The sequence below is a fragment of the Pseudarthrobacter sp. NamB4 genome, from assembly GCF_005796185.1.
In the GTDB taxonomy this organism is placed as follows: domain Bacteria; phylum Actinomycetota; class Actinomycetes; order Actinomycetales; family Micrococcaceae; genus Arthrobacter.
On the sequence record NZ_VAHM01000002.1, the window covers coordinates 268,165 to 292,353 of the forward strand.

24 protein-coding genes are annotated in these 24,189 nt (G+C 65.5%); 13 read left to right on the top strand and 11 right to left on the bottom strand.

Going from position 1 to position 24,189, the window contains the following annotated elements:
* Positions 1-61 precede the first annotated feature (61 nt).
* From FDW81_RS02765 to FDW81_RS02775, 3 genes are read right to left on the bottom strand one after another with little or no spacing between them, the layout of a single operon-like run.
* Positions 62-1,096 carry an NAD-dependent epimerase/dehydratase family protein gene (locus tag FDW81_RS02765; RefSeq protein ID WP_138132578.1) on the bottom strand — a complete coding sequence of 345 codons (1,035 nt, stop codon included), beginning with the start codon at positions 1,094-1,096 and terminating at the stop codon, positions 62-64.
* A complete protein-coding gene (locus tag FDW81_RS02770; RefSeq protein WP_138132579.1) occupies positions 1,090-2,061 on the bottom strand; it encodes an aldo/keto reductase in 972 nt (323 codons plus the stop codon). The genes FDW81_RS02765 and FDW81_RS02770 overlap by 7 nt, the downstream gene beginning before the upstream one ends.
* 34 nt (positions 2,062-2,095) lie before the next feature.
* Positions 2,096-2,917 carry an aldo/keto reductase gene (locus FDW81_RS02775; protein WP_138132580.1) on the bottom strand — a complete coding sequence of 274 codons (822 nt, stop codon included), beginning with the start codon at positions 2,915-2,917 and terminating at the stop codon, positions 2,096-2,098.
* Between the two features lie 192 nt (positions 2,918-3,109).
* Here FDW81_RS02775 and FDW81_RS02780 point away from each other — a divergent pair, with 192 nt between their 5' ends.
* Both FDW81_RS02780 and FDW81_RS02785 read left to right on the top strand, forming a co-directional pair.
* Positions 3,110-4,003, top strand: coding sequence for a helix-turn-helix domain-containing protein (locus tag FDW81_RS02780; protein WP_138132581.1), 894 nt, complete (start codon positions 3,110-3,112; stop codon positions 4,001-4,003).
* A 129-nt stretch (positions 4,004-4,132) separates the two neighbouring features.
* The gene (locus FDW81_RS02785; RefSeq protein WP_138132582.1) at positions 4,133-4,348 is read left to right on the top strand and encodes a hypothetical protein; all 216 of its coding nucleotides are present in this window, start codon (positions 4,133-4,135) and stop codon (positions 4,346-4,348) included.
* Between the two features lie 104 nt (positions 4,349-4,452).
* Here FDW81_RS02785 and FDW81_RS02790 read toward each other — a convergent pair whose 3' ends face one another.
* Complete coding sequence (locus FDW81_RS02790) at positions 4,453-4,665, bottom strand: dodecin (protein WP_138132583.1); 213 nt, start codon at positions 4,663-4,665, stop codon at positions 4,453-4,455.
* A 121-nt stretch (positions 4,666-4,786) separates the two neighbouring features.
* Complete coding sequence (locus FDW81_RS02795; RefSeq protein WP_138132646.1) at positions 4,787-5,491, bottom strand: FadR/GntR family transcriptional regulator; 705 nt, start codon at positions 5,489-5,491, stop codon at positions 4,787-4,789.
* Between the two features lie 157 nt (positions 5,492-5,648).
* Between FDW81_RS02795 and FDW81_RS02800 the strand changes: the two genes are divergently transcribed.
* From FDW81_RS02800 to FDW81_RS02830, 7 genes are all read left to right on the top strand, one after another.
* Positions 5,649-7,145, top strand: coding sequence for a four-carbon acid sugar kinase family protein (locus tag FDW81_RS02800; protein ID WP_138132584.1), 1,497 nt, complete (start codon positions 5,649-5,651; stop codon positions 7,143-7,145).
* Positions 7,146-7,174: 29 nt separating this feature from the next.
* A complete protein-coding gene (locus FDW81_RS02805) occupies positions 7,175-8,074 on the top strand; it encodes an NAD(P)-dependent oxidoreductase (protein ID WP_138132585.1) in 900 nt (299 codons plus the stop codon).
* A gap of 203 nt (positions 8,075-8,277) precedes the next feature.
* Positions 8,278-9,696: a GntP family transporter gene (locus FDW81_RS02810; RefSeq protein ID WP_138132586.1), complete on the top strand. Its 1,419-nt coding sequence runs from the start codon at positions 8,278-8,280 to the stop codon at positions 9,694-9,696.
* Positions 9,696-10,562 carry a class II fructose-bisphosphate aldolase gene (locus FDW81_RS02815; RefSeq protein ID WP_138132587.1) on the top strand — a complete coding sequence of 289 codons (867 nt, stop codon included), beginning with the start codon at positions 9,696-9,698 and terminating at the stop codon, positions 10,560-10,562. The genes FDW81_RS02810 and FDW81_RS02815 overlap by 1 nt, the downstream gene beginning before the upstream one ends.
* A 159-nt stretch (positions 10,563-10,721) precedes the next feature.
* The gene (locus tag FDW81_RS02820) at positions 10,722-12,044 is read left to right on the top strand and encodes an acyltransferase (protein ID WP_138132588.1); all 1,323 of its coding nucleotides are present in this window, start codon (positions 10,722-10,724) and stop codon (positions 12,042-12,044) included.
* 20 nt (positions 12,045-12,064) lie between these two features.
* Positions 12,065-12,394, top strand: coding sequence for a GNAT family N-acetyltransferase (locus FDW81_RS02825; RefSeq protein WP_138132589.1), 330 nt, complete (start codon positions 12,065-12,067; stop codon positions 12,392-12,394).
* Positions 12,395-12,587: 193 nt separating this feature from the next.
* Positions 12,588-13,562: an NAD(P)/FAD-dependent oxidoreductase gene (locus tag FDW81_RS02830; protein WP_138132590.1), complete on the top strand. Its 975-nt coding sequence runs from the start codon at positions 12,588-12,590 to the stop codon at positions 13,560-13,562.
* Between the two features lie 66 nt (positions 13,563-13,628).
* Here the strand turns inward: FDW81_RS02830 and FDW81_RS02835 are convergent, their stop codons facing one another.
* Both FDW81_RS02835 and FDW81_RS02840 read right to left on the bottom strand, forming a co-directional pair.
* Positions 13,629-13,943 carry a hypothetical protein gene (locus FDW81_RS02835; RefSeq protein WP_138132591.1) on the bottom strand — a complete coding sequence of 105 codons (315 nt, stop codon included), beginning with the start codon at positions 13,941-13,943 and terminating at the stop codon, positions 13,629-13,631.
* 193 nt (positions 13,944-14,136) lie between these two features.
* A complete protein-coding gene (locus FDW81_RS02840; RefSeq protein WP_138132592.1) occupies positions 14,137-14,478 on the bottom strand; it encodes a hypothetical protein in 342 nt (113 codons plus the stop codon).
* 167 nt (positions 14,479-14,645) lie between these two features.
* On the opposite strand from FDW81_RS02840, the gene FDW81_RS02845 reads away from it, so the two are divergent.
* Positions 14,646-15,419: an SDR family oxidoreductase gene (locus tag FDW81_RS02845; RefSeq protein ID WP_138132593.1), complete on the top strand. Its 774-nt coding sequence runs from the start codon at positions 14,646-14,648 to the stop codon at positions 15,417-15,419.
* On the opposite strand, the gene FDW81_RS02850 is transcribed toward FDW81_RS02845, so the two are convergent.
* From FDW81_RS02850 to FDW81_RS02860, 3 genes are all read right to left on the bottom strand, one after another.
* On the bottom strand, positions 15,387-16,496 hold the full coding sequence (locus FDW81_RS02850; protein WP_138132594.1) for an FUSC family protein: 1,110 nt from the start codon (positions 16,494-16,496) through the stop codon (positions 15,387-15,389). The two genes, FDW81_RS02845 and FDW81_RS02850, sit on opposite strands and share 33 nt — an antisense overlap.
* Positions 16,497-16,721: 225 nt before the next feature.
* Positions 16,722-18,338, bottom strand: coding sequence for an MFS transporter (locus tag FDW81_RS02855; RefSeq protein ID WP_138132595.1), 1,617 nt, complete (start codon positions 18,336-18,338; stop codon positions 16,722-16,724).
* Positions 18,339-18,449: 111 nt separating this feature from the next.
* Positions 18,450-18,758 carry a hypothetical protein gene (locus FDW81_RS02860; protein ID WP_138132596.1) on the bottom strand — a complete coding sequence of 103 codons (309 nt, stop codon included), beginning with the start codon at positions 18,756-18,758 and terminating at the stop codon, positions 18,450-18,452.
* A 220-nt stretch (positions 18,759-18,978) separates the two neighbouring features.
* Between FDW81_RS02860 and FDW81_RS02865 the strand changes: the two genes are divergently transcribed.
* Complete coding sequence (locus tag FDW81_RS02865) at positions 18,979-19,236, top strand: hypothetical protein (protein ID WP_138132597.1); 258 nt, start codon at positions 18,979-18,981, stop codon at positions 19,234-19,236.
* 137 nt (positions 19,237-19,373) lie between these two features.
* On the opposite strand, the gene FDW81_RS02870 is transcribed toward FDW81_RS02865, so the two are convergent.
* Positions 19,374-21,905, bottom strand: a complete 2,532-nt coding sequence (locus FDW81_RS02870; RefSeq protein ID WP_138132598.1) for an ATP-dependent DNA ligase — start codon at positions 21,903-21,905, stop codon at positions 19,374-19,376.
* 40 nt (positions 21,906-21,945) lie between these two features.
* On the opposite strand from FDW81_RS02870, the gene FDW81_RS02875 reads away from it, so the two are divergent.
* Positions 21,946-23,091 (top strand): Ku protein, encoded by a 1,146-nt coding sequence (locus tag FDW81_RS02875; protein WP_138132599.1) that lies wholly within the window; start codon positions 21,946-21,948, stop codon positions 23,089-23,091.
* Between the two features lie 187 nt (positions 23,092-23,278).
* The gene (locus tag FDW81_RS02880) at positions 23,279-24,124 is read left to right on the top strand and encodes a class I SAM-dependent methyltransferase (protein ID WP_138132600.1); all 846 of its coding nucleotides are present in this window, start codon (positions 23,279-23,281) and stop codon (positions 24,122-24,124) included.
* The last annotated feature ends 65 nt before the right edge of the window (positions 24,125-24,189 follow it).

Sequence of the window (24,189 nt, forward strand, 5' to 3'; positions counted from 1 at the left end):
CTGTTGATCGGCTGCACCACGGCGGGCTGGTTGGTCGGTGATATCTTCAGCAGGCGCTGGTTCAGGAGGTGCGGGGGCGGGCCCGCTCCGTCAATCGGTCGCTCAGCTCCATGAACTGCTGGTTCACCACCTGAAGTCCAGGGTTGGCGTCGTACCACTGCACAATTTCGCGGGCCCCGTCGGCGAACGGGACGGTTGCGCAGTAGTCCGGAACCAGCGACTTGATCTTGGCGTTGTCGAAGACCACTGAGTGGGAGCGGTCGCCCAGCAGGTTTGCCCCGAGCTCTGTGTTGTGGGCTGCAATGGTCTCGGATGCCACGTGGACCAGCTCGGGCTCGCGGACACCGGCTGCCCGCGCAAACAGGCGATAGATCTGGTTCCACGGCAGGTACTCGTCGGAGGTGATGGTGTAGCTTTCACCCACGGCCTGGGGTCTGCCGAGCAGCCCCACGAAAGCCTTGGCGAAGTCCTTGCTGTGCGTCAGTGTCCAGAGTGATGTGCCGTCTCCGTGTACCAGCACAGGCAGGCCGGCGCGCATGCGGTGAATGTCCGTCCAGCCGCCCACCATGGCGATCTTGGTGCGGTCATAGGTGTGCGACGGGCGCACTACGGTGAGCGGGAAGTCCTGCTCGCGGTAGGCCTCGTAGAACAGTTCCTCACAGGCAATCTTGTCCCGTGAGTATTGCCAGAACGGGTTTTTCAGCGGGGTGGATTCCCGGATCGGCAACTGCGTTGGCGGCTTCTGGTAGGCGGAGGCGGAGCTGATGAACACATACTGGCCCGTCCGGCCCGCGAAGAGGTCCAGGCTGGCCTTGGCGTGATCCGGTGTGTAGGTGATGAAGTCCGCGACTGAGTCGAACTCACGCCCGGCCAGCGCCGCGCGGACGGCAGAGGCGTCCCGTACGTCGGCAGTGAGGACTTCCGCTCCGCCCGGGACCGGCCTGCCGGACCGGCCCCGGTTGAGCATGGTCAGCCGGTGGCCCAGCGCGACGGCGCGTTCCGCCGCCGCCGCGCTGATGACTCCGGTGCCGCCGATGAAGAGGATGCTCCTCGGCGCGACCGTCCCGGCATCAGGGGCGGCCAATGGGTTCACCACGCGTAGTCTTCCGGTGCCGTCTTGTGGCCGGGGAAGATGTCATCCAACCGCTTCAGCGCATCGGCGCCGAGCGTGACGTCCAAAGCCCGCACCGCGGCGTCGAGCTGTTCCTGGGTGCGCGGCCCCACGATGGGTGCCGTCACAGCTGGCTGGTGCAGGAGCCAGGCGAGGGCAATGTCGCCGGGTTCCTGCCCCAGTTCATCGGCAAAGTCCTCGTACTGCCGGATTTGGTCTTCGTGCTTCTTCAGCGTCTCCGCCGCCCGGCCCTCCGTGCGCCGGACGCCGTCGCGCTCTTTCTTCAGCACCCCGCCCAGAAGCCCGCCCTGAAGCGGTGACCACGGGATAAGCCCCAGCCCGTACTGCTGGGCGGCCGGGATCACTTCCAGTTCCACCTGCCGCATGAACAGGTTGTAGATGGACTGCTCGCTGACCAGGCCGGTGTAGTTGCGGCGCCGGGCTGCCTCCTGCGCCTGCGCGATGTGCCAGCCGGCGAAGTTGCTGCTGCCGGAGTACAGGATTTTGCCCTGCTGCACGGCCACCTCGATGGCCTGCCAGATCTCGTCCCAGGGGGTGTCCCGGTCAATGTGGTGGAACTGGTAGATGTCGATGTAGTCCGTCTGCAGGCGCTTCAGGCTCGCGTCCAGCGCGCGGCGGATGTTCAGCGCTGACAGCCTGGATTCGTTCGGCCGGTCCGTCATGGTCCCGTAGAGCTTGGTGGCCACCACCGTGTGCTCACGGCGCTCGCCGCCCTTGGCGAACCAGCGGCCGATTATCTCCTCGGTCCAGCCGCGGTGGCCTGCGCCGCCGTAGACGTTGGCTGTGTCGAAGAAGTTAATGCCCTGCTCGTGCGCCGAGTCCATGATGGAGTGGGCGTCGGCTTCCTTCGTCTGGGGGCCAAAGTTCATGGTTCCGAGGCAGAGGCGGGAAACTTTCAGGCCGGAACGGCCCAGGTGCGTGTACTGCATTGCTGGATCCTTTCGTGGTTGGGCCTGCCGGAACCTACATCTGGGTAAAGGCTGCGACGGCGGGATCGGACCCCTGGCGGGCCCCTGACTCAAGTGCGGTGATGGCGGCAAGCTCCTCGTTCGAGAGGGTGAGGGATGAGGCTGCGAAGTTTTCGCGGATCCGGCCGGCGTCGATGGACTTGGGGATAACGATGTTTCCGGCCGCCAGGTGCCAGGCGAGTACCACCTGCGCGGTGCTGGCGTTGTGGGCGTCGGCGATGGCAGTCACCGCATTGCCGTTCAAGTCGGCGCCCCGTCCCAGGGGGCTGTAGGCCTCCACCTCGATGCCCAGGCCCCGGCACTTTGCTGCCAGCTCTGCCTGCTGGTAGCTGGGGTGCAGTTCGATCTGATTCACTGCCGGCACGATTTCGGCCGACTCCAGCAGGTTATCCAGGTGCTCAGCCAGGAAGTTGGAAACGCCGATGGCCCTGATCTGGTTGTTCTCGTACAGCCGCTCCATTTCCTTCCAGGCCTGCACGTACAGGTCCTGGGAGGGTACCGGCCAGTGGATGAGGTACAGGTCCACATAGTCCAGCCCCAGCGCTTTACGGCTGTTCTGGAACGCTTCCTGGGCCCGGTCCTGTTCCCCGTTCCGAAGTTTGGTGGTAACGAAAATGTCCTCGCGGGGAATGCCGGTAGCGGCGATCGCAGCTCCCACGCCTTCCTCGTTGCGGTAGGCCGCTGCTGTGTCGATGTGGCGGTATCCCGCTTCGAAGGCGTCTTCCACGGCGCGCTGGGTGTCCTCCGGAGGTACTTGGAAAACACCGAAACCAAGCTGTGGGATGGTGACGCCGTTGTTGAGTGTCAGCTCTGACATAAGGGGCTCCTCAATGGGTGCAGGGTGGGTGCCGGTGGCTCGACGCGAGAAAGCGGTTTCCGCTGGCTCGGTATCGAGCGTATGCATTTTTGGCCCGCAAGTCAGCAGCCCTGCCTGATCCTGTTTTTCCTAGGACTGCCAGTCCTACCTTCCTTGTACAACAGACCCGGGATACGGGGCACAATGTTTTCCATGGGTCAAAGCGCCGAGTTCGGGAAATTCCTCAAGGCAATGCGGTCCCGGCTGAGTCCCGAGGACGCCGGCGCGGGGCCCACGTCCGGCGCCCGCCGGGTTCCGGGTCTGCGCCGGGAGGAAGTGGCCCGGCTGGCAGGGGTCAGCACCGACTACTACGTCCGCCTGGAGCAGGGCAGGAACATCCATCCTTCACGCACGGTGCTGGAAGCGGTGTCCCGGGCGCTCCGGCTCAGCAGCAGCGAGCATGAGCACATGATGGACCTGCTGGAGCACTGCGCCGGGACTGCTCGGTCCAATGTCCCTGCGGCACAGGGCGTTCGCCCTGCGCTCCGGCAGCTCCTTGATGCAATGGGCGACGTGCCGGCCCTGGTGCTGGGACGGCGAAGTGATGTTCTGGCGGGAAACAGGATGGCCTTCCTGCTGTTTGCCGATTTCCCTGCCCTGCCGGCAAGCGAACGGAACCTGGCGCGCTGGATCATTCTTGATCCTGCCGCCCGCGAGCTTTTCCGGGACTGGAAAACTGTCGCCGCGGAAGCGGCGGGTGCACTGCGGCTCGACGTTGGCAGGCACCCCAACGACGCCCAGGCCAACCAGTTGGTGGGTGAGCTCGCGGTCCACAGTGAGCAGTTCAGACAGTGGTGGGCAGGTCACCGCGTGGCCACCCGGTCGGCGGGCAGCGTGCGGCTGCATCATGCCGCCGTCGGAGACCTGGAACTGAACTTTGAGAACCTGGCCCTTCCTGATGGTCCCGACCAGACGCTCAGGGTATATTCCGCGCGGGCAGGGTCGCCGTCAGCCGACGCTCTTGCACTGCTGGGGAGCCTTGGGGCGGCTGAGCCTGCATCGGAGCGGGGGAGTGCCGCTGCGGCAACCGCGGAGGCAGTGGAGTAGCGCCGCGGCGGGGAGATTGTACTCTTGGCCAGTCGCGGCCCTGCTTTCTGGCCATGAGCCCATTGGGAACGGACTGCGCTGTTCCTAGGCTGGAGTAACACGCTTTCTCCACCAAGGATGGTCTCAACGATGAAACGCATCGCCCTGCTGAAGGAACGCCAGGCTGCCGCCGCCGGCACTCCCTCCACCGTTACCGGCTCACACTGCCCGGCGTCCGGCCTCTGGAGCCCGGACCATGATCCGCACACCGTTTTGTCCTTCTTTGAAGGCAACGTATTTCCCGCGTTCGACGGCGCTCCCACGGTCTGGCGCCGACGCCAGACGGGTGCGGTGTCCGCGAACTAGTTAAAGCCAAATGGCCCGCAGTAAACGTTCCAGCAACCTTCGTTGCGGCGTTCGTTGCGGCGTTCGTTGCGGCGTTTACTGCGGGCCAGCCTGGCTGGCGTAAATCAGTGTTCTTCGAGGCGGAAGCCGATCTTCATGGTGACCTGCCAGTCAGCCACCTTGCCCTCTTCCAAGTGACCGCGGATCTCCTTGACCTCAAACCAGTCAAGGTTGCGGAGGGTCTGGGACGCCTTGGTGATTCCGTTGCGGACTGCGTCGTCCACACCCTGGTCCGATGTGCCGACGATTTCGGAAATGCTGTACGTGTGATTGGCCAACTTCGCTCCTCGTGATCAAGTGCTCCCGGTTGCGGGCGGTCCTTGAAGACTAGTGGCATCCGCGGAGCCTTGACCAGCCCTTATGCGGATGTTCCGTCTGCCCGGCGCGCCTGAACATGGGCTACTTTCCCTCGAGCACCAGGTTCTTCAGGTCATCCAGTGTCTGCTGCATATGCGCGTCCATAGCCTCGCGTGCCCTGGAGGAATCCTTCGACTGCAGCGCCTCTGCAATGGCCTGATGGTGCCGGATGGCGTGTTCCTGGATTGCCGGAACAGCGGATGTTTCCGTGCGCCGCTTCTCCAGGACCCGGTGCAGCGGCTCGAACAGCACGGACACAAAAACGTTGCCGGAAGCGTGGAGGATGACGTCGTGGAAGGCGAGGTCAGCCTCCACGAAGGCGGCGACGTCGTTGACCTCGTGGGCGGTGCTCATGGCAGCCACATGGGCAAAGAGGGTCTCGATGTCCTGCCCGGAAATACGTGTTGCCGCCAGTTCACACGCCCCGGTTTCAAGCATCCGGCGCAGTTCAATGAGCTGAATGGAAGCCTCAGCCTCATTCCGCCCTTCGGAAGCTGCCCGGAGTACCGCTTCCAGCGACGTCCAGCGGCTGAGGGGATTGACGAAGGTGCCGCGGCCGCGCTCAACACTGAGGATTCGCTGGGCCTGGAGCGTCTTCATGGCTTCGCGCACGGTCATCCGGCTGACCTCGTGCCGGGCGCTCAGCTCATGCTCTCCCGGAACAGTGGCGCCGGGCGGGAATTCACCCGCAATGATGCGGTCAAGGAGCTCATCCGCGACCTCGCCCACCAGCGATTGCCTTGCCATGCTGCCCCCGTCACTGCCGTCGTCAGATATGTCTGACAAGTCTACTTGCGCGTCTTTATGTGTTGTGCCACACTGGCAGTCCAACGAAAGATGTCAGACATCTTACACTTCCCGTAACTCGGGATCCTTTCGGATTCAATTCACAATGGAGTGCACTGTGACGCTTGAAGCAGACGTTCTGGCCGCCTACCCGGCCGAAGTCCGGATTCCCGCCGAACTGGTGGCCAGCACCCTGGCCGCTTCCAACGCGGAGATCCCGCGTGTCCTGGTAGTGCTCGACGATGACCCCACCGGAACGCAGTCCGTGGCAGACCTGCCCGTGCTCACCCGCTGGGACGTCGAAGACTTCATTTGGGCTTTCGGCCAGTCCAAGCCCGCCGTCTACGTCCTGACCAACACGCGAAGCCTCGATCCTGCCGAAGCCGCTGCGCGGAACGAAGAGGTGGTCCGCAACGCCCTCGCCGCAGCCGGATCCGCAAGCGACCTGCGCCTCGGCTTTGTCAGCCGCAGCGATTCCACCCTCCGAGGCCACTACCCCTTGGAACCGGACGTCATCGCCGCAACCGTGGCCGATGTCAGCGGAGAAAAGACTGACGGCGTTGTCCTGGTCCCTGCCTTCCCCGACGCCGGCCGGGTCACCATCGGCGGCGTCCACTACATGCGCGGCACGGGCGAAGCTGCCGGCACGCTGACCCCCGTCTCCGAGACCGAGTTCGCCAAGGATGCCACTTTCGGCTTCACTACTTCGGTGATGGCTGACTACGTTGCCGAAAAGTCCCGCGGCCGATTTGCCGCTGACTCCGTCATCGTGCTGGACCTCAACATCATCCGTGCCGGCGCGGCGGTCCAAAACCCGGCTGACAGCGCGAAGATCAGCGCGGACGCGATCGCCGACGCCATCGGGGCCGCCACCGACTCCACCCCGATCGTGGCCGACATCGTCACAGAGAATGACCTGCGCGCCCTGTCTTTGGGCTTGGAAGAAGCTGAACGCCGCGGCAAGAAACTCCTCTACCGGGTGGGCCCGCCCTTCGGGCGTGCCCGCATCGGCCAGGAAATCCGCACAGAACTGACCGGCGCCGAGGCCTACGCCGGAAACACCCCGTCCGAGGCCGGCGGACTCATCGTGGTTGGATCCCATGTTGGCGTCACCACCCGCCAGCTCAAAGCACTGACGGAACAGCACAGCGCCGCCCGCATCGTGGAGATCGACGTCGAGAAGCTCCTGGGTGCCCGGGAAGAAGCAGACGCCCACCTGGACCAGACGGTGGACACCGTCGTCGAGGCCCTCCGCGCCGGCGACGTCATCGTCCATACCAGCCGCCTGCTCATCAAGACGGACGACCCCGCCGAAAGCCTGCGGATCGCCCGCACCGTGTCCGCCGCCGTCGTCGCCGTGGTGAACCGGACCCTCAAGACCTTCCCGCCGCGGTTCGTCATCGCCAAGGGCGGCATCACGTCCTCCGACGTGGCCGCGCATGGCCTGGAAATCCGCCACGCCATTGTCCGTGGCCCCATGCTGCCCGGCATCGTGAGCCTGTGGGAGCCGGTGGACGGGCCGGCCAAGGGCATCCCGTACATCGTCTTCGCCGGCAACGTGGGTGATGACCAGTCCCTCGCCGACGTCACCCGCAAGCTCAGCAGCACCTTCTGAAATCCCCCGGAAATTCAATGGAGAACACCATGACCAGCAACTACACCGTAACCGTCCTGGGCCTTGGCGCCATGGGCCTGCCCATGGCCACCCGCCTCGCCTCCCAGCTGACCGTCCACGGCTTCGACATCGCCGAACCCCGACTGAAGCTCGCTGAAGAAGCCGGTATCACCACCTTCGCCTCAGCCCGTGAAGCCGCCAAGGGTGCGGACGCAGTGCTCCTGGCCGTCCGCAACGGCGAGCAGCTCAACGAAGTTCTCTTCGGCGAAAGCGGCGTGGCTTCCGTGCTGGAGCCGGGCGCGGTCGTCATCCTCGGCAGCACCGTCGGCACCGAGGCCATCCCCGCCACCGTGGAGAAGCTGGCCGAATACGGCGTGGACCTCGTGGACGCACCGCTGTCCGGCGGGCCCAAGCGCGCCGGCGAAGGTGACCTGCTGATCGTCGTCGGCGCTTCCCCCGAAGCCCGCAAAAAGGCCGCGCCCGCCCTGGAACTGCTCGCCTCCACCCTGACCGTGGTGGGTGACAAGCCCGGCGACGGCCAGGCCCTCAAAACCGTCAACCAGCTCCTCTGCGGCGTCCACATCGCCGCGGCAGCCGAGGCTCTCGCCCTGGCCGACGCGCTGGGGCTGGACCAGGCCAAGACCCTCGCCGCCCTTGAAGCAGGTGCCGCCGGCTCCTTCATGCTGTCCAACCGAGGCCCCCGCATCCTGGAGGCCTACAACGAGGAAGGCGCGGAGGTCCTGTCCCGCCTGGACATCTTCGTCAAGGACATGGGCATCGTGGGCAAGGCCACCCGCGCGGCCGGCCTGGCAGCCCCCGTTGCCGCGGCCGCCGAGCAGCTCTACCTCCTGGGCCAGGCCCAGGGCCTCGCCGCCGCCGATGACTCTGCCGTCATCAAGGTGGTCGCCCCCACCAAGCGCACCAGCTAACCCCTTCCATCCCCTGGAGTTTTTGGGCAGCTCTAAAGCCCGTGCAGGTCCCCGTACCTGCCCAAAAACTCTCCTCAGGACAGGTACGACGGCGGCGGTCCCCCCTCCGCCGTCGCCGTACCTCTCAGCGTTCCCCCAACGCGCATTCCCCTCATGAAAACCAGCTCGCTACGCTTAGCCAGCAACGTCAAAGGAGACACACGATGAGCGCATTAGCTCTTCTTGCCATAGCAGCGGCGGGCGTCGCCCTGCTGCTTGTGGCCGTCATCAAATTCAAGATCCCCGCCTTCCTCGCACTGCTCGTGGTCAGCGTCACCGTTGCGCTGGTGGCGGGCATCCCCTTGCCGGACGTCATCAAGACGGTGACTGAAGGCATGGGCGGAACCCTCGGTTCCGTTGCCATCCTGGTTGGCCTGGGCGCCATGCTGGGCAAGATGATCGAGATTTCCGGCGGCGCGCAGTCGCTTGCCGGCAAGTTCACCCAACTGCTCGGTCCCCGCCGGGTGATCGCCGCCCTCACCGCTGCCGCTTTCCTGCTGGCAATCCCGGTGTTCTTTGACGTCGGATTCATCATCCTGATCCCCATCATCTACGGCTTCGCCAAGGCCGCCGGCGTCAACCCCGTTAAGATCGGCCTGCCGGTGGGCGCCATCATGCTCGCAATCCACGTCGTCGTTCCCCCGCACCCCGGTGTCGTGGGCGGCGCCGGCATCCTCGGTGCAGACATCGGCTGGACCACCATCCTGGGCCTGGTTCTTTGTATTCCCGTCGGGGTCCTCGGTTACTTCGTCGCCCGCAAGCTGAACCGCCGCGAATTCCCGATGCTCCCCGCCACCGCCGAGCAGTTTCGCCTGTTCGGAACCGGCAACTCTCAGGTGGAACAGGAAGCCGCCCAGGGGACCTCCCAGGTTGCCGTCAAGAACCAGGTCAAGACCGCGCCCAGCCCGGCAATGATCATTACCCTGATCGTCCTGCCGATCCTGATGATCATGGTGGGCACCGTGGGCGCAGTAATCCTGCCCAAGGATTCATTCCCCGCCCAGCTCGCGGCCTTCATCGGCGCACCGCTCATCGCACTTCTCACAGCACTTGGGCTCGCCTACTACTTCCTGGGTATCCGGCGCGGCTGGTCCTCGCAGCACACCGGTGAAGTCATGGACTCGGCGCTGGCCCCCACCGCCATCGTAATCCTGGTCACCGGCGCCGGCGGCGTCTTCGGTAAGGTGCTCACGGTATCCGGCATTGGCAAGGCGCTCGCCGAGGGCCTGCAGACCGCTGGCCTTCCGGTCATCGTGATGGCCTTCGTCCTGGCTGCCATCCTGCGTGCCTCCCAGGGTTCCGCCACCGTCGCGATCATCACCACGGCCGGCCTGCTCGCGGCGTCGGTGGCCGACAGCGGGTACTCACCGATCCAGACCGCGCTGATCCTCATCGCCATCGGCTTCGGTGCCTTCGGCCTCAGCCACGTGAACGACTCCGGCTTCTGGATTGTCACCCGCTACCTCGGCCTGTCGGTGGCCGATGGCCTAAAGACCTGGACCGTCCTCACCACCGTCCTGGGCCTGGCCGGCTTCGCGCTGACGCTCCTGGTCTGGGCCCTGGTGGGAGGCCTGGGCGTCTGATGCGCACCCGACTGGACCACCTGGTCACCTCAGCCCTTCAGCACGGGTCCGCGGTCCCCGCATTCACCTGCTACGACTTCACCACTGCGCTGGCCGTAGTGGACGCTGCCGAGGAATCAAGCCGTGGCGTCATCCTGCTGGTAGCACCCAAGACCGCCGCCACCCCCAACGGCCTGCGCCTCATCGCAGCGCTCCGCGGCCTTGCGGATACGGCCTCGGTGCCCGTCGCGGTGCAGCTGGACCACGCATCTGACCTGCAAGTAATGGCCGACGCCGTTGCGGCCGGGGCGGATTCCGTCCTCGCCGACGGCTCGTCCCTTCCTTACGAGGACAACATTGCGCTCGTCGCCTCGGCGCGCGCACTGCTGGGTCCCGACGTCGTGCTGGAAGCGGAACTGGGCGGACTGCCAGGAGACGAAGACCGCGCCTTCGGCACGGACGTCCCCGGCACTGACCCGCCAGGGGCAGCCGTGGCCGGCCTGACGGACTCCGCCCTGGTGGAGGACTTCGTGGCCCGCACCCGCGCGCAGCTGCTGGCCGTCGCCGTCGGGAACGTCCACGGCAAGTACAAGGGCGAGCCGCAGCTGCGCTGGGACGTGCTGCAGGACATCGCGGTGCGCACGCACCTTCCGCTGGTCCTGCACGGTGCCTCCGGCATCCCCGCTGAGGAGCTGGTGAAGGCCGCGTCCATGAACGTGGGCAAGGTCAACTTCAACACCGAGCTGCGCACCGGCGTGCTGGCCGCGCTGCAGGAACAGCTTCCGGCGCACCGGGCCGACGGCGAAAACCTGCAGTCGCTGCTGGGCCACTGGAACAGCGCAGCCCGCGGGTTCGCGACCGCTACCCTGGCGACGCTGTCCCGGTAGGCACAACAAAAAGTAAAGGACCCTTTGTCCAGATATGCCGAACTCAAGCGCTGTTTGGCCTACATATCTGGACAAACACCGCAACCGGTTACGGGCATCGGGCGGACAATAGTCCTGTCAGCAGGAAAAACCTTTTCGGTAGGTGCCAAGGTGAGCGGCGTGAGGGAGCAGGGGACCAGCCCGCAGTCCGGCACGGCAGGCAGCCGTGACCCGGTCCTGGACCTTGTCCGGTTCATCTGCCTGGTACTGGTGGTGGTGGGGCACTCCATGATGGTGAGCCCCGTCCTGCATCCGGACGGCACGGTGACTACGCAGAACACGCTGGGGGATCAGGGCTGGTTCGAGCCCGTCATCTGGGTGTTCATGGTCATGCCGCTGTTCTTCGTGACGGGCGGAGTCACCGGCCTGCAGTCCTGGCAGCGGCTCAGGTCCCGCGGCAGCACCGCGACGCAGTTCCTCCACGCCCGGCTGCTTCGGCTGGTCCGTCCGGCCGCCGCGCTGCTGGCTGCCATGTTCCTCGGACTCTGGGCGGCCAGCGTACTGGGCGTGCACCCCCAGGTGGTCCAGCTGATGGCGTCCGGAGCCGCCATGCCGCTCTGGTTCCTCGCAGCGTACCTCACAGCCCAGCTGAACATCCCGCTCCTGGCCGCCTTCCACGCCCGGAGCCCCTGGCTCGCAATGGGAGTGCTCTCGGCCCTGGTGGTTGTTGTCGATTGCCTTCGGGGGACCCTGCCTTTGCTTGCCTATGCCAACCTGGTCTTCCTGTGGTGCGCGGTGCAGCAGCTGGGTTTCCTTGCTGCCGACGGCCGCTTCGCCAGGCTCTCCCGCTCGAGCCTGCTGGCAGTCATCCTGGCTGCCAATCTACTGCTCGGCCTCGTCGTGGCCTTGGACCTTTACTCAGGCAATATGCTGGTGAACCTCAATCCGCCCAACCTGACCCTCCTGCTCCTGGGAATCTCGCAGGCGGCCCTGCTCGAACTCGCCCGGCCGGCACTTTCTCCGCTCTGTTCCCTCCACTGGCTCCGGGTGCTGCTCCGGCTGGCCGGCGGCCGCTCACTGACGATCTACCTGTGGCACCTTCCCCTGCTGGCGGGCATGTCGGGGCTGCTTCTTCTCACATCCATCCCCAAGCCCGCTTCCGGAACCGCAGAGTGGTGGTGGGCAAGACCCCTGGTCCTGCTGGCACTGGCCCTTTTGCTGCTGCCCGTCGTTGTGGCCTTTGGCCGCATGGAGGATCGCCCGACGACGGCACTCTCCACCCGCCGTCGGCCCACGCTTTCGCTGGCTGCCGCCGTCGTGGTTGTTTTCATTCCAGTGGTGGGGGCGGCGGTCAACGGGCTGACGCTGGCGGTGCTGGGGGCCGGAGCCGCCTGCTTCTGGATGGCGCTGGTGATGCTGGGCGGGGTGCGCGGCGTCGCCCGGCCATGGTCCAGTCCAGGGCCAAGGCACGGCAGCGGGGCCGGGGCATTGCCAGCGGAGTGAAGTAGTGCCAGTGTCGAACCATGACCGAGAACACGATGTCCACTGAGGATAAGTTCGCCCCCGATGTCTCTGTGCGGCGCAACGATGCGAAGCACCGCTATGAGCTGCACGTAGGCGACAAACTGGCCGTCCAGTCCTTCTACCGCGACCTGCCTGGCCACATCGACTTCACCCATACCGAGACTGCCGAAGGATTCGAGGGGCAGGGGCTGGGCAGGGTGCTCGCCCATTTTGCGCTGGACGATGTGGTGGCCGCCGGGAAACGGATAATTCCGCATTGCCCGTTCATTGCCGGTTACCTCCGCAAGCATGAGGTGTATGAGCAGTGCGTGGACTGGCCGGACACCTGAGCCGTTCCGAAAATCGGGGTCCGTCACCTGAACTCCTTAAAAGAAATCCTTCCATTCGGACCGGGTAACCCTCCTGGGCGTTACAGCGCCGCTGGGGCGGGTACCTCCTTCTGAGCGCAGTCCTGCAGTGGGCACACGCTGTCGACAAGCGCAGGCTCTTTGCATGGAGCGCACTCCCGGAAGGACATCCCGGATGAATTACCAGGAACAACTGTTTGACGTGGCTGTCATTGGCGGCGGACCGGCGGGACTTAGCGCAGGGGTGGCCCTGGCCAGGGCCTTGCGGTCGGTCCTGGTGATAGACGCCGGCGGGCAGCGGAACCTGAAGGCACAAGGCGTGCATGGTTTCCTTAGCCGTGAAGGAGTGAGTCCCCAGGAGCTCCTCGCTGCCGGGCGGGACGAACTGGCGGAGTTCGGCGGGACAGCCGTGACGGGTTTGGTGAAGTCCGCACGGCGGGAGGACGGCCACTTCGTGCTCACGCTCGACGACGGTTCCACCTGCACGGCCAGGCGGCTGCTGATCACGTCCGGAGTCACTGATGAGCTTCCGGACCTGCCGGGAGTGGCTGAGCGCTGGGGCCGGGATGTGCTGTACTGCCCCTACTGCCATGGCTGGGAAATACGGAACCAGCGGGTGGGCCTGCTGGCTGCTGGTTCCCATGCAGTCCTCCAGGCTTTGACGTTCCGCCAGTGGAGCCCGGACGTCACGCTCCTGCTTAACGGCGCGGTGACCCTGAGCCCTGGAGAAGCCGAACAGCTGGAAGCACGGTCCGTCAAAGTGGTGGATGGCGTGGTTCGCGGGCTGGTGGTTCAGGACGACAGGCTGACAGGGGTTTCCCTCGACGACGGCTCCGGGGTGGCGCTGGATGTGCTGGCAGTCAGTCCCGCAACGGTGAGCAAGGCGAACATGCTGCAGACCCTGGGGCTGGAGCCGGAAGACCTCGAGGAGGGTCCGGGCACCCGCCTTCAGACCGATGAGAGCGGCTTGACGCAGTGCCCGGGAGTGTGGGCCGCGGGCAATGCAACCGATGTCTCGGCCCAGGTCATGACGGCGGCTGCCGCCGGACTGAAAGCGGCCGCGGCCATCAACGCTGATTTGGTGTTGGAAGACACCCGGCAGGCTGTGGAGTTGGCAAGGGCCGGGACCACAGCGATCCCGGCCCGGTAGGGCTTACAGCGCCGGCGCGGTTGCCGGCGCTGGCCTCGGTCAGTTGGTCACGTTAGGTGGTCCGGGTCAGCTGGCGAGGGCGTGCTCCGCCAGGACTGGAGCATCAATGGTGAAACCGCACGCGCAGCGGTAGGTTTGCACATGCTCGGACCCCGCGCCGACACTCACCGGGAGCACGGTTGTTCCGTCCACGTAGACAGGCTGCCGGACCGGCAGTTCCTCGGGATCCACCAGCTGCATGGGGGCCCGGCAGTGCATGCGGGAGTTGAGGGTGAGCAGCAGCCCCATGTCTGCGGGCAACGTGCCGCTCAGAGAAGTTTCTGCCCATGCCTCGTCGGGCTCCCCAGGTGCCATAAGCTGGTGGTTTGTTGCGGTGGTCATGATGGTCATCCTTGGGCTTCTTCACGGAACTGCCGGCGTTGGCGGTCCCGCCGCGAACTGCTTGCGGAGGTTCATTTACCCCAATACCTAAGCATGCTTACTAATGGTCGGGCAAATCGGCGTGTGGCGCAGGGCACACTCAAACTACCGGAGGGCGCCATCGATGCGCTGGCGGGAGCCTTGAGCGCCTTGCCTATCCGCGCCGGCCCTGCCACTGCAGGGCGTGCCAGAACAGCAGGCAGATGAGCGCGGCGAAGCCGGCGAACATCAAGTACGGGGCAAGGGTAAACAGCAGGAAAGGCGCCGGCATCCCGTTTGCCGCCGGCCCCACCATGAGGTCTGCGTTGATGAAAATCCAGCCGCCTCCGCCGATGAGCAGGGCGGCCAGGAGCCACAGTGCGGCAATGAATGGATTGACGGCAATGCCATTGCCGCTGCCGCTCGTTTCCCCGTAATCAGTCCGGTCTTCGCTGATGGGATTTCCGTCCTGGTCAACTTCCCGAAACCCGGTCACGCCTGCTTGTCCCTGATCCATGCTTCCCCCTGATGGAATGCCGCCCCGTGGCCGCCGTATGCCCACCCTAGCGGGCACCAGTTCTGGAGCCCAGCTGCTGCGGCCATCAAGGACAGGCGCAGCATCCGCAGCTGGCGGGGTTTGCGTGGACCCGGGAAAGGAAGCTCATGGGTGGCTAGGCTTGCAGGATGACGCCAAATACTGCCGGACACACTGCCCTCGTTACCGGCGCCAGCGCAGGGCTGGGCTCCCAGTTCTCCCGCCAGCTCGCTGCCCAGGGCTGCAACCTGGTGCTGGTGGCCCGGAACCGGGCACGCCTCGAGGATGAAGCGGCGGAGCTGGCGCGCCGCTACGGCATCACGGCCGAGGTGCTGCCCGCGGACCTGACCGATGATGCCGGCGTTGCCGCCGTCGTCGAACGCCTGTCAGATCCCCGGCGGCCGGTGGACATCCTGGTCAACAACGCCGGAATCGGGCTGCTGCACAACTTCGAGGACAACCACATTTCGGAGGAGAAAAAGCACCTCAAGCTGCACGGGGAGACAGCCATGGAGCTCACGCACGCTGCCCTGAAGGGGATGCTGGAGCGCGGCCAGGGCCGGATCATCAACGTTGCCAGCATCGCAGCGTTCCTGCCCCGCGGCACATACTCGGCGGCCAAGGCGTGGCTGGTGAGCTTCAGCCGCTGGGCCAATCTGGCCTACGGGAAACGGGGCATCAAGGTCACGGCGGTCTGTCCGGGCTTTACGCACACGGAGTTCCACGACCGGATGGGGATGGACAAGTCCGTGGCGCCCTCGTGGGCCTGGCTGCACGCTGAGCGGGTGGTGCGGGAGGGCCTGGAGGACAATGCCCGCGGGAAGGCAGTGTCCATACCCTCCAAACGGTACAAGGTGGTGGCGGCCTTCGCCCGGGTCGCACCGGCAAAGCTAGTGGCGGGGCCGCCGCGGAAGCCGCAGTAGGGGAGCACGCCCCAGCAGCTGGCGGGACGAGCGCGAGCCGGACCGCCGGAGGAGCACCACCACGGCAATTCCCACCAGCGCACCCACCAGGGTCTCCACGCCGCGCTCCAGGATCAGGACTCCGGGGTCGATGGGTGCGGCAAGCTGGGTCATCAGCAGGATCACCAGCGTAAAGGAAACCATGGCCAGTCCGTAGTGGCGGGCCATAAACAGCTCGGTGGTGAACTGGAAGAGGACCACCAGGAGCGCCATGGTCATTGCCTGCTGCCCGGGGAACAGCCCGGCCAGCGACCATGCACCTGGAAGGATGACGACGGCGGTCACCGCCAACCCGAGGAACGTTCCCACCATGCGGTGGATGCCGCGGCGGACGCTGCTGGGAAGGTCGGCGCCGGCCAGCGGCACCGCGGCAGCCGCCATGGCCCAGTGCGGATGGCCGCTGCCGGACAGCACCCCGATACTCCCGGCGGTACCCACAGCCAGGGTGTACCGGGCGGCGTGCATCAGCAACGCCCGGCACCCGGCGGCCCCATCGTGAGGAACGACGCGGACGGAGCCCTTTTGCCAGGACCTGCTGCGGATCCACCCGGCGAAGCCCACCAGGACGGAAAAAGCGGCGGCTCCTGCGGCGATGGCAATGGCCACCTGCCACGGAACCACGGTGGGCACCGAGGCGCAGGCTCCCAGTGCGAGGATTCCGAAGAACGGCCCGTTCGGCTTGAGCCGCACACGGTCCGCGAACACAGATCCCACGCCTGCCAGCACCGCCTCCACTCCTACCAGCCACCAGGAATGGAGATGGTTGACGGACAGGAACACCCCAACCGCCAGGCCGCCCAGCAGGACGACGGCGGCCTGGGACTGGTGCCGGAGCCTGAGCTGGTGCGGCTCCGAGCGGCCGTACATTCCGGTCAGGGCGCCGAACACGGCGTAGATGATGAGGTCTGTCCGGTCCGCAGCCAGGAGCAGGAGCGAGGGAACCGCGACGCTGAGGGCAACGCGCAGCGCTGCGAGGTGGTCATTGTTGGCAGGTTCCAGCCTGTGGAGCGCTCGCACCTGCAGGAGGACGCGTTCCATGCCCACACCACCTTTTGCCGCTTCCAGGACTGGCTTCCTGGAAGTTACCACCGGTTTTTCCGGCGGTCATTTCCGCAAGCGGCCACAGGACATGGATCGTCATGATGACCGGCGCGCCAAAGGCCCGCCCTGCGTGCTTCCCCCAAGGAAACACGCCGGACGGGCCTTCTGTGAGCGTGGGCTACAAGGCATGCCCGGGACCGGAGGCTCTGGGCAGAACCACCGTCAGACGCGGGCAGGAACCTTATCATCGTCCCGACGATCAGTGATGTCCTGGGACTCGAACGGGAGCTCGTCCAGGTTGATCAGCGGATTCTCGTCCTGGGTGGCAACAAGCTCCCGGGCCTCCGCCTGGGTGTCCACGCTGGGCATGGATCCGGGCAGCGGGCGCCGGGCTGATTCCTTCAGGAAGTAGATGGCCACGGCACCCACCAGGGATGTGGCCATCAGGTAGTACGCGGGCATCATGTCGTTGCCCGTGGCGTTAATGAGGGCTGCCACGATGAAAGGCGTGGTGCCGCCGAAGATTGCCACGGAGAAGTTGTAGGCGATGCCCATTGCCCCGTAGCGGCTGGAAGTGGGGAACTGGGCCGGGAGGGCGGACGCCAGGTTGGCCACGTAGAAGGTCACCGGGAACGCGATCAGGGCCAGGCCGGCCAAGGTGGACCAGATTTCACCAATGCCGATCAGCAGGAAGGCCGGGATGGCAAGGATCACGGTGCTCAGCGCGCCGATCCACAGGACGGGCCGGCGGCCGATCCTATCGGACAGCTTGCCGGTCAGCGGGATGCAGAGGCTCATGACCACCAGCACGGGGATGGTCAGCAGGGTGCCGTGGACCTCGTCATAGCCCTTTGACTCGGTGAGGTAGGTGGGCATGTAGGACGTCAGGGCGTAGCCGGCAGTGTTCGCTGCGGCCACCAGGATCATGGCAACGATGATAGACCGCCAGTATGCCTTGACAATTCCCGCTGGGCCCTTAACCGCTGCTTCGTCGGAGGCGGCGGCGTGCTTCGCCAGGTCCTCCTGGGCATCCAGGGTGGCCTGGAACTGCGGGGACTCCTCAATCCTGCTCCGGAAGTAAACGGCGATCAGGCCCAGTGGACCGGCAAGCAGGAACGGAATCCGCCAGCCCCATTCCTCCATGGCGGTCTGGCCGAGCGTCAGCTGCAGCACGGACACCAGGGCCGCGCCGAGGGCGAAACCGAAGTAGCTGCCCATGTCCAGGAAGCTGGCGAAGAAGCCGCGCCGCTTATCCGGCGCGTACTCGCTGACAAAGGTGGTGGCGCCGGCGTATTCACCGCCGGTGGAGAAGCCCTGGACAATCTTCAGCAGCACCAGCAGGCCTGCCGCCCACAGGCCGATCTGGGCGTAGCCGGGAAGGAGTCCGATGGCGAAGGTGCTCGCGGCCATCAGCATCAGCGTGGCGGCGAGGATCTTCTGCCGGCCCATCTTGTCGCCCATCCAGCCGAAGACCACGCCACCCAGGGGCCGGGCGATGAAGGTGGCGGCAAAGGTGCCGAGCAGGAACAGCGTCTGGGTGGTGGGGTCGGATTCCGGGAGGAAGACGGGCCCCATGGTGGTGATGAGGTAGCCGAAGACGCCCACGTCGTACCACTCCATGGTGTTGCCCACGATGGTTCCGCCCAGGGCTTTTTTCAGCATGGGCTGGTCAACCACGTTGACGTCCGACTCCCTGAGCCGGCGGCGGGCGAGCAGTTTTGGCTTCCGTGGGCTCTTGGGAAGAGCCGACGAAGGTGCACCCGGGGGTGCGGTTAGGTTGGTTCCGGAGGCGCTGGTAAGGCCTGCGGAAGCGTCGGTCACGCTTCGGTCTGTGGGCATTTGGGCCACTCCTGTGGAGGTCATTTGCTTGCGACTTGTAGCTGCCCCGCTCCGGGCAGGCCTTCAATTTTACGGGAATTCCGTAGCGTTCGCGGGTTTGATGGCGTAGGATCAGTCGTTTTGTCGCTGTTTCCATGCCCTGATTGCTGGTGGTTTTTCCCGCTTTTCCCGCGTCTTTACTGGATTTAAGCGGGTTGTGACGATCGTTACCGAATCTTTTTCCTGACCGGGCTGTCTTAGCTGCGATTTCCGGGGAATCCGGTCCTGAAAGTAATTGCGGCCACCCAGGAAAGCCAGCGGGAAGTTGTGCGGTGGGACCCGGCGGGCGGCGGCCGTCGCGCGTTGTTGATCATGCTTTTGTGGCCGGGCCTCGTCAGCATGCTCGGTGACCTGCGCCGCCTTCACGTCCAAGGGTTTCACAGGTAGCGGCCCGGCGCCTATGGTTGAGCCATGGGAACACTTTTCGGCTAGCCGGACGCGTGCGCCAGGTCAGTCCGGCCGCCGGACCCCCACCTGCACTACCGCAAATCAGTCCGGATTCACGCGCGCCCGCAGCAAGAAAACCGCTGGCGTTCTCAGCACCTCAAGGCCTCCGGCCGCCCTTCGCAGTACTTCGTTTCATCGCGGAAAGGAAGAAAAAATGGCTGACGAACACCCCAGATCCTCCATAAAACCCGAGGTGATGGATCACCTCGCAGCGGCAATGAACAACCCGGACCTTCCAGGTCCCGCCCCCATCGGCTCAGCCGGAATGCCACGGCAGAACTCCTGGCCTGAGGGCAACGGCAAGCGCCGGCACCCGAAGGAGCACAGGGCCGGCGCCGGGCGTATGGGCCATGAAGCCGCAGTAACGGCAGTGCACCGCACCAGCCGGCCCCAGATGCCGCATTCGTCCTAAACCTGCGGGGGCGGCCGCCACGATGGTGACGCCGAAAATCACCAGCGACACGCAAATTACCCGGCGACCCCACAATTTGGTGGGCGCCGGGTAATTTGCGCGTCGATGGATTGTTTGCGCGTCGCCCGGCCCCTTGTTCAGCGCTCGCGCACAACCTCCGCCGGGTCCTTGTCCAGCCGCCACCCGCGCCATACTGGGTGCCGCAACCGTCCCGTCCCGGTCCACTCGCTGTAGGTCACCTCGCCCACCAGTTGGGGTGCCACCCACTGCGCATCTGCCGCGTCCGGCCGTGGAACGTCCAGGAACGGTGAGGTTTTCCGGGCCAGCCGTTCCACGGTCTGGCGCAGTTCCTCGAGTTCCCGGCCGCTGAATCCGCTGCCGACGCGTCCGGCGTACTGCAGCTTGCTGCCGTCCGGAATGCCCACAAGCAGCGAGCCCACGGTGTCCTGTCGGCCGCCCTTGCCCGGGCGCCACCCGCCCACCACCACCTCCTGGGTCTGTTCCACCTTCAGCTTGATCCAGGTCCGCGTCCGCTGCCCGCTCACATAGCGGCTGTCCGTCCGTTTGGCCATCACCCCCTCCAGCCCCAGTTCCCGGGCGCTGTCCAGGATGTCCTCCACCTGCTCCTCCAAAACCGGCGAAAGGGCTGCCGGGCAGCCGGACGGGGTGAAGAATTCCTCCAGCCGTTGCCGGCGCTTGGCGAGCGTTAGCTTCCGAAGGTCTGTTCCGCCGTCGTTCAGCAGGTCGAAAAGCATCAGCTGCACGGGAATAGCCTTTCGGGCCCTTGCGACGTCGGCGGGCCGGGTGAGCTTCATCCGGCCCTGGAGGAGTCCGAAATCCGGCCTCCCGGAAGGCCCGGCAGCGATGATCTCACCGTCCGCCACGAACGGCCGGTCCGGCCAGCAGATCCGGTCCGCAAACTCCGGATACGTCCTGGTGACGTCGATGCCGTTGCGGCTGAAGATCCGCACCGTTTCCTCGTCTGCTACCAGGATGGCGCGCACCCCGTCCCACTTGAGCTCATACTGCCAGCTGCTGCCCTGCAGATCTGCTGCATCGCCGGGGGTGGCCATCATTGGCCGATAATCCTCGGGGGAGGCCACCGTGCTGTGCGCTGCCGGTGCCGCTGACACTTTCCCCGCAGGCACTGTTGCAGCGGGCACTGTCTCCTTGGGTGCCTCTTCCCCGCGCGGCTCCTTGTCCTCCTCGGTCCGCACCGGTGCGGGCCGCCGTCGTCCGCTGTGGTGCTCCTTGTCCATGAGGTGGATGAGCCACTGCCCTTCAGCGTCCTTGCCCTGCCCGCGCCCGGTGTGAATCAGGGCAACCTTCTTGCTGCCGCCCAGTCCGCCGCCCTCGGAGCCATTCAGGGTGACGATGACTTCCCTGCCGTTGATCCACTTGTGCAGTTCATACGTTCCGGTGTCCCAGATGGTCATCTCGCCGGCGCCATATTCACCCTTGGGAATGGTTCCGTGGAAGGTGAGGTAATCCATCGGGTGGTCCTCGGTCTGGACGGCCAGGTGGTTCTTCCCGCCTGTTTCCGGGACGCCCTTGGGGAGCGCCCAGGACACCAGGACGCCCTCGTGTTCCAGTCGGAGGTCGAAGTGGAGCCGGCTGGCGTGGTGCTCCTGGATGACGAAGGCGTCGCCACTGCCGGCTGCGCCGCTGAAGGGCTCCGGAGTGGCTTGGGGATTGCGCATGGACCGGTACTTTGCCAGTTTGGGATTTGCGTCCTGGCTTTCCGGTTCAGGTTCTGCCGGGTCGTGGGGCGGCTGTCCAGAAGCTTGGACGACGGCGGCGAACGGGTCCAGGCCCTCCTGCACCCGCCGCAGCACCTCCTTGTAGTCCAGGTGCCTCAGGCCCGGAGTGCCAATCTCGTCCCAGGTGCGGGGTGCCGCCACCATGGGGGTGGGCCGGCCCCGCAGTGAATAGGGCACGATGGTGGTCTTGGCAGCGTTGTTCTGGCTCCAGTCCACCAGCACCTTGCCCTTGCGGAGCGTCTTTTTCATGTCACTGACGGCCAGGTCCGGATGGTCGGACTCGAGGGCCCGCGCGAGCTCGCGGGCGAAGGCCGAAACCTGCTCGGAGGTCTGGCTCCGGTCCAGGGCGGCGTAGAGGTGGATGCCCTTGCTGCCGCTGGTCACCGGCACCGTATCCAAACCAACGTCCTGGAGAATTGAGCGGGCCAGGAGCGCCACTTCCACGCATTCCTCGAGACCCGCACCCTCGCCGGGATCCAAATCCAGGACCAGCCGATCCGGGTTCAACTGGTTACCGTGGGAGTCCACCTGCCATTGCGGAACGTGGATTTCCAGCGAGTTGATCTGGCCGAACCAGGCGAGCGTGGCGGGGTCGTTGACCATGGGGTAGTAGATGGTCCGGTCTTTGTGGGTGATCGCGGCGCGGGGCAGCCAGCCCGGAGCGGAGTCCTCGAGGTTCTTCTGGAAGAACACCTCGCCAGGCTTCTCTGCGGTGCCCACCGTGTTGACCCACCGCTTCCTGGTGGCCGGCCGGTTGGCTGCAGCCGGGATCAGGACCTGCCCCACCGCGGCGTAGTACGCCAGGACGTCCGCCTTGGTGGTGCCGGTCTCCGGATAGATGATTTTGTCCAGGTTGGTGAGGGTCAGTTCGCGTCCCGCGACCCGGACACGCTCCTTAGCTCCTGCCACGGGGCTTCACCTCCGGCGCTGCGTGATGTTCACTTGAGGAATGAGAGCCATCTGGAAAGGTGCCATCGCGTTCGGCCTGGTCAACGTGCCCGTGAAGGTCTACAGCGCCACTGAGGATCATGACATCAGTCTGCACCAGGTCCACAACGCCGACGGCGGGCGGATCCGCTACCAGCGCCGGTGCGAGGTGTGCAGCCAGGTCATTGATTATTCGGACATCGAGAAGGCCTACGAGGAAGACGGCCGGACGGTGATCCTGTCCAAGGATGAGCTCAAGGCCATCCCCGCGGAGAACAGCCACGAGATCGAAGTGGTGCAGTTCGTCCCGTCCGAGCAGCTTGAGCCCATGATGTTTGAGAAGAGCTATTACCTGGAGCCGGATTCCAAGTCGCCCAAGGCCTACGTGCTGCTGCGCAGCGCGCTTGAGGACACGGACCGGGTGGCCATCGTCCAGTTCGCGCTGCGCGAGAAGACGCGCCTGGGTGCCCTGCGGATCAAGGACGACGTCCTGGTGCTCCAGTCCCTCCTGTGGCCGGACGAGGTGCGTGAGGCCAACTTCCCGTCCCTTGAGACATCCATCAAAATCTCTCCGCAGGAGCGCGACATGTCCGCTGCCCTGGTGGAGTCCATGGCCGCCGATTTCGATCCCGCCGCCTTCACTGACGATTACCAGATCCAGCTCCGCCAGCTCATTGAGGCCAAGCTGGAGCAGGGCGATGCGCTGGACACCGAAGAAACGTTTGGCGTGGAAGCCGGCGAGGGCGGCAAGGGCGAAGTCATCGACCTGATGGAGGCACTGAAGCGGAGCCTGGACCGGAAGCGCGGGGGCGGGTCTGAAGCCCCGGCCAGCGGTTCGGACCAGAAAGCGGCCGGGGAATCCGGCGACGAAGCAGGGAACGCGAAGCCGCCGCGGAAGCGGAGCACGGCCAGCAAAGCCGAGGCCGGCACGGAGACGGAGGCAAAGTCCACTGCCAGTAAGTCCACTGCCAGCAAGTCCGGCACGGCAAAGTCCACGGGCGCCAAGACCGGTACCGCAAAAACAAGCACGGCCAAGTCCACGGCCAGCAAGACCACAGCTGCAAAGTCGACCGCCAGCAAGACCACGGCGGGCAAAACCGCTGCCAAGCCTGCCTCGAAGGCCACCGCCGGCAAGGCAACCGGTACCAGGGCCCGCAAGCCGGCCTGACGTGCGGCGCCTGTTGCGTGGCCTGTTGAGTAATGCCATGTACATGAAACTACTAAGCTTGCTTGCTTTCCGGTAGCCATACCTCTTTACAGCAGCGTCCCGCGCGCCCACAATGAGTCGCATCGCAGCCTCCGCTGTGCCAACAGCGCGCTGTCACTCTGAACGGCCGTAGGAGAGGGATGCGGATATGAACGACCAGACGCAGGCAGCGGAGGCGGACCGGGAGCTCAAACAGAAACACCGGGCGATGTGGGCCTCCGGTGACTATCCCGCCCTTGCTGATGAAATGCTCCTTGAACTCGGTGCCATCCTGGTGGAGGCCTGCGGCGTCACCTCCCGGCAGCGGGTCCTGGATGTGGCCGCCGGGTCAGGAAACGCCGCAATCCCGGCGGCAATGATGGGCGCCAAAGTGGTTGCCAGTGACCTCACGCCTGAGCTGTTCGAGGCAGGTCGCCGGGAAGCAGCCAACCGTGGGGTAAGCCTGGAGTGGCAGGAAGCCGACGCCGAGGCCCTGCCTTTTGGCGACGACGAGTTCGACACTGTCATGTCCTGTCTCGGGGCCATGTTCGCGCCCCACCACCAGGCAGCAGCGGACGAGCTGGTGCGGGTCTGCAAGCCCGGCGGCACCATCGGACTTCTGAGCTGGACCCCGGACGGGTTCATCGGCAGGATGTTCGCCACCATGAAGCCGTTTGCCCCGCCGCCCCCGGCCGGTGCCCAGCCCGCGCCGCTGTGGGGGAGTGAGGATCACGTGCGCGGACTGCTGGGGGACAGGGTTACCGATGTCCACGCCCGCAAACAGGCACTGGCCGTCCGGAGCTTCCACCGGCCTGAGGATTTCGTCCGCTACTTCAAGTCCCACTATGGCCCCACCATCTCCGTCTACAAATTCATCGCCGCGGACGGGGAGAAGGTCAAAGCGCTGGACCAGGCGCTCACTGAATTGGCTGATTCCTTCGGGGACGCCCACGGTGATACACCGTTCCAGATGGAGTGGGAGTACCTGCTGCTCACGGCCAGGAAGGCCAAGTAGGGTCTGCCCAACCGGGTAGCAGTAAGTGGCGTTTCGAGCGCCCATAACGGCAGTTGCTGCTGCCC